The sequence below is a fragment of the Actinoplanes sp. NPDC000266 genome (assembly GCF_042899005.1).
In the GTDB taxonomy this organism is placed as follows: domain Bacteria; phylum Actinomycetota; class Actinomycetes; order Mycobacteriales; family Micromonosporaceae; genus Actinoplanes.
The window spans coordinates 34665-41100 of sequence record NZ_JBIAZI010000019.1 but is presented as its reverse complement, the minus strand read 5'-3'; the positions used below and the strand labels follow the sequence as shown (position 1 = coordinate 41100).

Annotated in this window: 4 protein-coding genes; 1 reads left to right on the top strand and 3 read right to left on the bottom strand. The window is 69.8% G+C overall.

Translation table 11 applies throughout. From position 1 onward, the window contains the following. Nucleotides 1-569: 569 nt before the first annotated feature. Together aceB and aceA are read right to left on the bottom strand one after the other, a co-directional pair. Entirely contained in the window at nucleotides 570-2201 is a 1632-nt protein-coding gene (aceB, locus tag ACFY36_RS48030; protein WP_499752617.1) for a malate synthase A, read from the bottom strand. Then, nucleotides 2201-3490, bottom strand: coding sequence for an isocitrate lyase (aceA, locus tag ACFY36_RS48025; protein ID WP_499752616.1), 1290 nt, complete (start codon nucleotides 3488-3490; stop codon nucleotides 2201-2203). The genes aceB and aceA overlap by 1 nt, the downstream gene beginning before the upstream one ends. 130 nt (nucleotides 3491-3620) lie before the next feature. Here aceA and ACFY36_RS48020 point away from each other — a divergent pair, with 130 nt between their 5' ends. After that, complete coding sequence (locus ACFY36_RS48020) at nucleotides 3621-5075, top strand: helix-turn-helix domain-containing protein (protein ID WP_499752615.1); 1455 nt, start codon at nucleotides 3621-3623, stop codon at nucleotides 5073-5075. 4 nt (nucleotides 5076-5079) lie between these two features. Here the strand turns inward: ACFY36_RS48020 and ACFY36_RS48015 are convergent, their stop codons facing one another. Then, a complete protein-coding gene (locus ACFY36_RS48015; protein WP_499752614.1) occupies nucleotides 5080-6345 on the bottom strand; it encodes a sensor domain-containing phosphodiesterase in 1266 nt (421 codons plus the stop codon). Between the last annotated feature and the right edge of the window lie 91 nt (nucleotides 6346-6436).

The following is a 6436-nucleotide window of genomic DNA, read 5'->3' as shown; positions in this document are numbered from 1 at the left end:
CGGCGCGGCCGGACGGAACCGGGTGCGGGCGAGCGGGGTCGGACGAGATCGGGTGGCGCGGCCGGGCGGGACGGGTGCGGCCGGGCGGGACCGGGTGCGGCCGGGCGGGACCGGGTGCGGCCGGGCGGGACCGGGTGCGGCCGGGCGGGATCGGGCGGCGCGATGGCGTACGAAAGCACAATTAGCCGAGTCACTAAGCCGCGCCCACCGGCGCCTTTCCCCCAAGCCCGCGCAACCGGCCTGGAATTGCCGCCCAGCCCACCACCCAGCGTGCCTGCGTGACCTTCCCCCACCCGTTACCACAGCGCGGCAGCGAACATCTCCCACGACGGCCGAGACGGGACCCCCACCCGGCCCACCCAGACAGCAGTCAGCAACCCTTCCCTCAGCCGCCACCAGCTCCCACCCAAGGCCGGGAGGAGGGGATGCCACAACAGAGCATCAAGCCTGACGGGTCTGTTGTGGCATCCCCTCCTCCCGGCCGTCGCGCGCAAGCAAGTCCAACCCACAAAGCCGCACACGGAAACGGCGCGACCGGTGCCAGGCCGCGCCGTTCCCTCAACAACCGCCTAGGCCGCGACAGAAGCCTCAGCGGTAGGTTCCGGCGCAACAGCCGCCCCACCCGACATGTGCCGCAAGTAAGCCGGCAACGTCAGGAACTCCGGGCACGTCCGCTCGGTCAGCAGCACGGTCAACAGCGTCCGAGCCTGTCCGAACCGGCGAGCCGAATCCTCGTCCAGCGCCCCCGTCTCGCTCAGCACGTCCAGTTCCTCGCGCAGCATCCGCGTGACCAGCGCCGCGCTCACCGGCACCCCGTAGTCCGTGGGCGTGCTCGCGTTTATCCACTGCCAGAGCTGAGCCCGGCAGATCTCCGCCGTAGCCGCGTCCTCCATCAGCCCGCCCAGCGCCACCGCGCCGCGCCCACCGAGCCAGGCCGCGATGTAACGCAACGCCACGCTCACGTTGTTGCGCAGCGCCACCTCACTGACCTGGACCCCCACCGCCTTGACGTCCAGCAGTTCGGTCGCACCCACCTGGACGTCCTCACGCTTGCGGACGATCTGGTGCGGCTCGTCCCCCAGCCACTGGTCGAACACGTCGCGGCACGTCTCCACCAGCCCCGGGTGCGCCACCCACGACCCGTCGAACCCGTCGCCCACCTCGCGCCTCTTGTCCTGCCGGACCTGGTTGAGCGCCCGCTTCGCCGCCACCGGGTCGCGCGAAGGCACGACCGCCGCCATCCCGCCGATCGCATGCGCGTTGCGGCGGTGACACGTCTTGACCAGCAGTTCCGTGTACGCCCGCATGAACGGCGCGGTCATCGTCACCTGCGACCGCTCGGGCAGCACCACGTCCGGCCGGTTCTTGATCATGCTGAAGAGGTAGTCCCAGCGGCCCGCGTTCAGACCGGCCGAGTGCTCGCGCAGCTCGTACAGGATTTCGTCCATCTCGAAGGCCGCCGTGATCGTCTCGATCAGGACCGTGGCCCGGATGGTCCCTCGCGGGATCCCGCACGTCTCCTGCGCCCACACGAACACGTCGTTCCAGAGCCGCGCCTCCAGGTGCGACTCGAGCTTGGGCAGGTAGAAGTACGGTCCCGAGCCCCGGTCGATCTGCCTCTGCGCGCAGTGGAAGAAGTACAGCCCGAAGTCGAACAGCGTCGCCGACACCGCCCGGCCGCCGATGCGCACGTGGCATTCCGGCAGGTGCCAGCCCCGCGGCCGCACCATGATGGTCGGGATCCAGCCGTTGACCTTGTATTCCTTGCCCTCGTCGGACGTGAAGTCGAGGTCGCCGTCGAGCGCGTCGCGCAGGTTCAGCTGCCCGATGACCACGTTCTCCCACGTCGGCGCGGTGGCGTCCTCGAAGTCGGCCATCCACACCTTGGCGCCCGAGTTCAGCGCGTTGATCGTCATCTTGCGCTCGGGCGGCCCGGTGATCTCGACCCGCCGGTCGAGCAGGTCGGGCGCCGGCGCCGCCACCGTCCACGACGCGTCGTCGCGGATGTGCTGGGTGGAGGGCAGAAAGTCCAATTCGGCCGTACGGGTCGTCCGGCGCCGCCGGCGACGTTCGAGCAGCTGGACCCGGCGCGCCCCGAACTCCCGGTCGAGGGCCACGACGAACGCGATGGCCTCCGGGGTGAGGATCTCGCTGTAGCGGCCCTCGGTCGTACCCGTGATCGTAATTTCTTCGTTCGCCATCAGAACTGCTCCGTCTCGGTCGAGCCCTTGAGCGCGGTCGTGGACGATTCCGGGTTGAGCGCGGTCGAGACCGCGTCGAAATATCCGGTGCCGACTTCGGCCTGGTGCTTGGTCGCGGTGTAGCCGTCGGCCTCGGCCGCGAACTCGGCCTCCTGCAATTTGACGTACGCCGTCATGCCGCTCTCGGCGTAGCCGCGGGCCAGCTCGAACATCGAGTGGTTGAGCGCGTGGAAGCCGGCCAGCGTGACGAACTGGAACTTGTAGCCCATCGCACCGAGCTCCTTCTGGAACCGGGCGATGTCGGCGTCGTCGAGGTTGCGCTTCCAGTTGAACGACGGCGAGCAGTTGTACGCCAGCATCTTGCCCGGGTGCTCCTTGTGCACCGCCTCGGCGAACGAGCGGGCGAACTCGAGGTCGGGCTTGCCGGTCTCGACCCAGATCAGGTCGGCGTAGTCGGCGTACGCGACACCGCGGGCGATCGCGGCGTCCGGGCCGCTGCGCACCCGGAAGAAGCCCTCGGCCGTACGCTCGCCGGTCAGGAACGGCCTGTCGCGCTCGTCGACGTCGGTCGTCAGCAGGTCGGCCGCGAGGGCGTCGGTGCGGGCGATGACCAGCGACGGGACGCCGAGGACGTCGGCCGCCAGCCGGGCCGCGTTGAGGGTGCGGATGTGCTGCGAGGTCGGGATGAGCACCTTCCCGCCGAGGTGTCCGCACTTCTTCTCGCTGGCGAGCTGGTCCTCCCAGTGCACGCCGGCCGCGCCGGCCACGATCATGGCCTTCATCAGCTCGAACGCGTTGAGCGGGCCGCCGAAGCCGGCCTCGGCGTCGGCCACGATCGGCGCCAGCCAGTCGCGCTCGTGCCGGCCGGCCGCGGTGTCGATCTGGTCGGCGCGCAGGAGCGCGTTGTTGATGCGCCGGACGACCGCGGGCACCGAGTTCGCCGGGTAGAGGGACTGGTCGGGATAGGTGTTGCCGCTCAGGTTGGCGTCCGCGGCGACCTGCCATCCGGAGAGGTAGATGGCCTTGAGGCCGGCCCGCACCTGCTGGACGGCCTGCCCGCCGGTGAGCGCGCCCAGCGCGTTGATGTAGTCCTCGCTGTGCAGCAGTTCCCACAGGCGCTGGGCCCCGCGCTCGGCCAGGGTGTGCCGTTCCTGGACGCTGCCGCGCAGCTTGACCACGTCCTGCGCGGTGTAGCTGCGCTTGACGCCCAGCCACCGGGGATCGCCGGCCCATGCCCGAGTGAGGTCCGATGCGGTACCGCCACGAACTTCGGTCAGCTGATCAGTCATGGTGATAAGTCCCTTCCGTGCCCTGTCGCGTGCTTCTCGGTGGAAGAATTTGACTGTCGCGCACTTTGCCAAGGCCACTGAAGGCGTTTGTGACGAGAAGAAACGTGGAATTTCTGTTAGCGTCAAACGCGTGACCGCTTCACCTTCCACTGAGCCCACCGAGGTCGACCTCGTGATGCTGGGCCAGAGGCTCCGCCACCTGCGCAAGAGCAAGAACCTGACGCTGGAGCAGCTCAGCGAGGCGGTCGGCCGGGCCCCGTCCCAGCTTTCGCTGATCGAGAACGGCAAGCGCGAGCCGAAGCTGTCGGTCCTGCAGGCCCTGGCGAGCGCGCTCGGCGTCGGCATGCAGGAGCTGCTGCGGGCCGAGGCCCCGAGCCGGCGGGCCGGCCTGGAGATCGAGTTGGCCCATTTCCAGCGCTCACCGGCGTACGAAAGCTCCGGTCTGCCCCCGGTCCGCGGCGGCCGCAGGCTGCCCGCGGACGCCCTGGAGTCGCTGGTCGGCCTGCATCGCGAGCTGAATCGGCTGCTCACCGAGCAGAGCGCGACACCCGAGGTGGCCCGGCGGGCCAACGCGCAGCTGCGGGTGAACATGCGCGAGCGCGACAACTACTTCGCCGAGATCGAGGAGGCCGCGGCCCAGGTGCTGCGGCCGATCAAGCACACCACCGGCCCGCTGTCGCAGCGCGGCATCCTCGACATCGCGGCGCAACTGGGCTTCTCACTGCACTACGTGAACGACCTGCCGGGCTCCACACGCTCGGTCACCGACCTGAACAACCGGCGGATCTACCTGCCGCAGGTGGCCAGCGGCAAGGGACACGACCCGCGGGCGGTGGTGCTGCAGACGCTCGGGCATTTCGTGCTCGGGCATCCGGAGCCGGCCGACTACGGCGACTTCCTGCGGCAGCGGGTCGAGGCCAACTACTTCGCGGCGGCGCTGCTGATGCCGGAGAAGTTCGCGGTCGCCTTCCTCAAGGAGGCGAAGGCCGACCGGGCTCTGGCCATCGATGATTTCCGGGACGCTTTCGGGGTGTCGTACGAGACGGCGGCGCACCGTTTCACCAACCTCGCGACCCATCATTTCGGCATCCCGGTGCACTTCACCCGGGTCCATGAGAACGGGATCGTCTACAAGGCGTACGAGAATGACGGGGTCCGCTTTCCCCGCGACGTGACCGGGGCCATCGAGGGCCAGCCGATCTGCCGCAAGTGGGCCTCCCGCACGATTTTCCAGGCCGACGACCCGTATTCGTCGTTCTACCAGTTCACCGACACGTCGGCCGGCACGTACTGGTGCACGGTGCACATCGAGTCGACGCGCTCGGGCGAGTTCTCGGTCACGGTCGGCACGCCGTACGAGCACGCCCGCTGGTTCCGCGGCGGCGACACCACCCGGCGTACGGTCTCCCGCTGCCCCGACCCCGGCTGCTGCCGCCGCCCACCGGCCGACCTGGTCGACCGCTGGGCCGGCAACGCCTGGCCCAGCGCCCGCGTGCACTCACACCTGCTGGCCGCGCTGCCGCCCGGCACGTTCCCCGGCGTCGACGCGCAGGACGTCTACGAGTTCCTCGACCGCCGCTCCTGACCTGCTACAGCGCTGCAGCTGCTGTCGCAAGGGATCCGGCCGCGCTCTGCGCCGGCGCCAGCCGCGACAGCAGCGACCGGGCCGCCTCCACGACGAGTGCCCGGTCGTGGGTCAGCGCGAAATCGAAGCTGCGCTGGCCGTCGGCGCACGTGTCACCCAGGTCGCGGGCGACCAGCGCGGCCGCCCGGTGCGGGCCGACCACGATCACGTTCCACTCGCCGCGGAGCGTGTCCTCGGAGTCCAGGCACGCGCCCCGTACACCCGGGACCGGCTCGGCCGTCAGGCCGAGACCCAGCGCCGCCACCAGCGGGCTGCCGGCCGCGATCCGCGCGAAGCGGCGGGCCGTGGCCGGCGTGAAGTGGCGCGCCTCCTGGAAGCAGGCCAGCAGCACCGGCGCGTCGTGCCCGTCGCCGATCAGGGCCTCCAGGTGCCGGCTGGTCGGCATCAGGTGCTCCTTGGTGGCGCGCATCAGCGGCCGCCGGGCGGCCACGATCTCGAACGGCGTCCGGTCGTCCCGGGCCGGCGGCGGGATGAACGGCAGCGTCGTCACCGCACGGTCACTGCCCTTCAGCGGTGCCGGTTTCCCGTACAACCAGCCCTGGCCGATCGTGGCGCCCATGGTCCGGGCGATGGCCAGGTGCTCGGGTGTCTCGATGCCCTCGGCCAGCACGATGGCGCCGCTGGCCTCCGCGTAGGCGGCGACCGCGGCGACCACCTTGGCGGTGTGCCGGTCACCGGGCTCGCGCAGCAACTGCATGTCGAGCTTGACCACATCCGGGTGGACGAACGGCATGAGCGCCAGCGACATCGGGTCGGCCCCCACGTCGTCCAGCGCCACTCCCCAGCCCGCGTCGCGGCAGGTGGCCGCGGCCGACAGCAGGCCGGACGGGTCGCCCGCGATGGCCCGCTCGGTCATCTCGGTGACCACGCGCAGCCGATGACGGGCCTGTTCGACGATCGGCGCGAGATCCGCCGGGCACTCCATCCGCGCCGCCGACGGTTCCATGTTGACGAACCACGTCAGCTTCGGATCTTGATCGCCGGCGAGAATCGCCCGATAGGCGAGCGCTCGGCAGATCCAGTCGAGCTCGTTCTCCCTTTGTTCGCGCCGGGCCGCCTCGAACAGCGCGTCCGGAGTCTCCCACGGAGTGCCGGCGGGACCACGGCTGAGCGCCTCGTAACCGACCAGCCGCCCGGTCGAGATCTCGATCAAGGGCTGGAACAGGGTCGTCACGGCTCGCGCGTCGAGGACGTCATGGATGTTGCGCACGAGCTTGTTAATCGGCGACTTCTTTCACCAGCTTAATTAAAGGACCAGAAATCGATGGGTCTCTTTACTGTTAACAGTCTTTAACTTAAGT